Source organism: Lysinibacillus sp. PWR01 (assembly GCF_043359455.1).
Lineage (GTDB): Bacteria > Bacillota > Bacilli > Bacillales_A > Planococcaceae > Lysinibacillus > Lysinibacillus fusiformis_F.
In genome coordinates, this window is sequence record NZ_JBHERJ010000001.1 from 1 (window position 1) to 1,626 (window position 1,626).

A 1,626-nucleotide genomic window follows, 5' to 3' on the forward strand; every position below is an offset into this window, starting at 1 on the left:
AAAAATAAAATCTGTTTATCTAAGGGGAGTATTTCTTATGGGGCGAAGCAAACATTCACTCGAGTTGAAACTACATATCCTTCAATTGTTCGAAGAAGGTCACTATTCTATAAATGAATTGTGTGAAAGATTTTCATTAGATCATCAAACTTTTCAAAGATGGAAAATGAAATTTGAGGCAGGTGGACGTGAAAGATTACAAGAAGCGACTTCATGTAAATTCTATTCAAAAGAGTTAAAGTTAGCGGCTGTGGAGGACTACATTCAACAGAATTATTCACAGATGGAGGTGTTGGCGAAATACGAGATTAGCAGTACCTCCGTTTTAAAAAGCTGGGTAAAAAAGTATACTAGTCATAGTGAAATAAAAGATTCAGGTAAAGGAATGAGTCAAGCTATGACAGATGGAAGAAAGACAACTTTTGAGGAACGTATTGAGATTGTCGAGTACTGTTTGAAGCACCAGAAAAATTATCAGTTGGCAGCGCACACCTATAGTGTTTCGTATCAACAGGTATATCAATGGACGAAGAAATTTGAAACGAACGGTGAAGAGGGATTACGTGATCGTCGTGGTCGCACAAAAGATGAAGTCGAATTAACCGTTGAGGAGAAATTGAAATTAGAGATTCAACGTATTGAACGTGAAAATGAACGTTTACGTGCAGAAAATTTATTTTTAAAAAAGTTAGAGGAAATCGAAAGGAGGCATCGTTAAGCCAAATACGTCTACAGCGACGCTATTTAGCGATTCAAGAATTACATCGAGAGGAAGAACTTTCGATTCTTTTACTATGTGAAATAGCTGGTGTTTCGCGTGCAGCTTACTATAAGTGGCTAAGTCGCAAGCCTTCTAACAGAGAAGTTGAAAATGAAGCCATTTTAAAGGACATTCATCTCCTTTACCAACAAGTAGATGGTATTTACGGCTATCGTCGTATAACATTGACGATCAATCATCAGCGAAAAGAAGATAATCAAGCGATGGTTAACGAAAAGCGTATTTATCGTTTAATGCAGATTAGTGGATTGAAGTCTGTTATTCGTAGAAAGCGCAAGCCTTATCGTAAATCCCCAGCACATCATGTGGCGGAGAACGTATTAAATCGAGCATTTTCATCGAAAAAGCCAAATGAAAAATGGTGTACAGATGTCACAGAGTTTAAGTATGGAAACGGGAAAAAAGCTTATTTAAGTGCAATTATCGATTTATATGATGGTTCAATTGTGAGTTATGTGTTAGGTCATTCGAATAATAATTCCCTTGTTTTCAAAACAATAAAATCAGCTATTCAATCATTAGAATCAGGCGAGCAGCCATTAATACATAGTGATCGAGGTTTTCAATATACATCGAAGGAATTTAAGCGAATTGTGGAAACAACCAATATGACACAAAGTATGTCCCGTGTTGGTCGATGTATTGATAACGGACCAATTGAATCATTTTGGGGCACATTAAAGTGTGAGAAGTATTATTTACATAAGTACGATTCATATGAGGAGTTAAAACTAGCGATTGATGAGTATATTCATTTTTATAATTACTATCGTTATCAGAAACGATTAAACGGCTTGAGTCCGTTAGAATTCAGGACTCAAGCAGCTTAATACGTGTTTTATTAT

At 36.0% G+C, this 1,626-nt stretch carries 1 protein-coding gene; it reads left to right on the top strand.

What is annotated here, in order from left to right:
• Positions 1-37 precede the first annotated feature (37 nt).
• Positions 38-1,611, top strand: a protein-coding gene (locus ACEVFT_RS00005; RefSeq protein ID WP_393947453.1) for an IS3 family transposase whose coding sequence is annotated in 2 segments (ribosomal slippage) — positions 38-680 and positions 680-1,611 — 1,575 coding nt in all. Because the reading frame shifts where the segments join, the coding sequence is not laid out codon by codon here.
• The last annotated feature ends 15 nt before the right edge of the window (positions 1,612-1,626 follow it).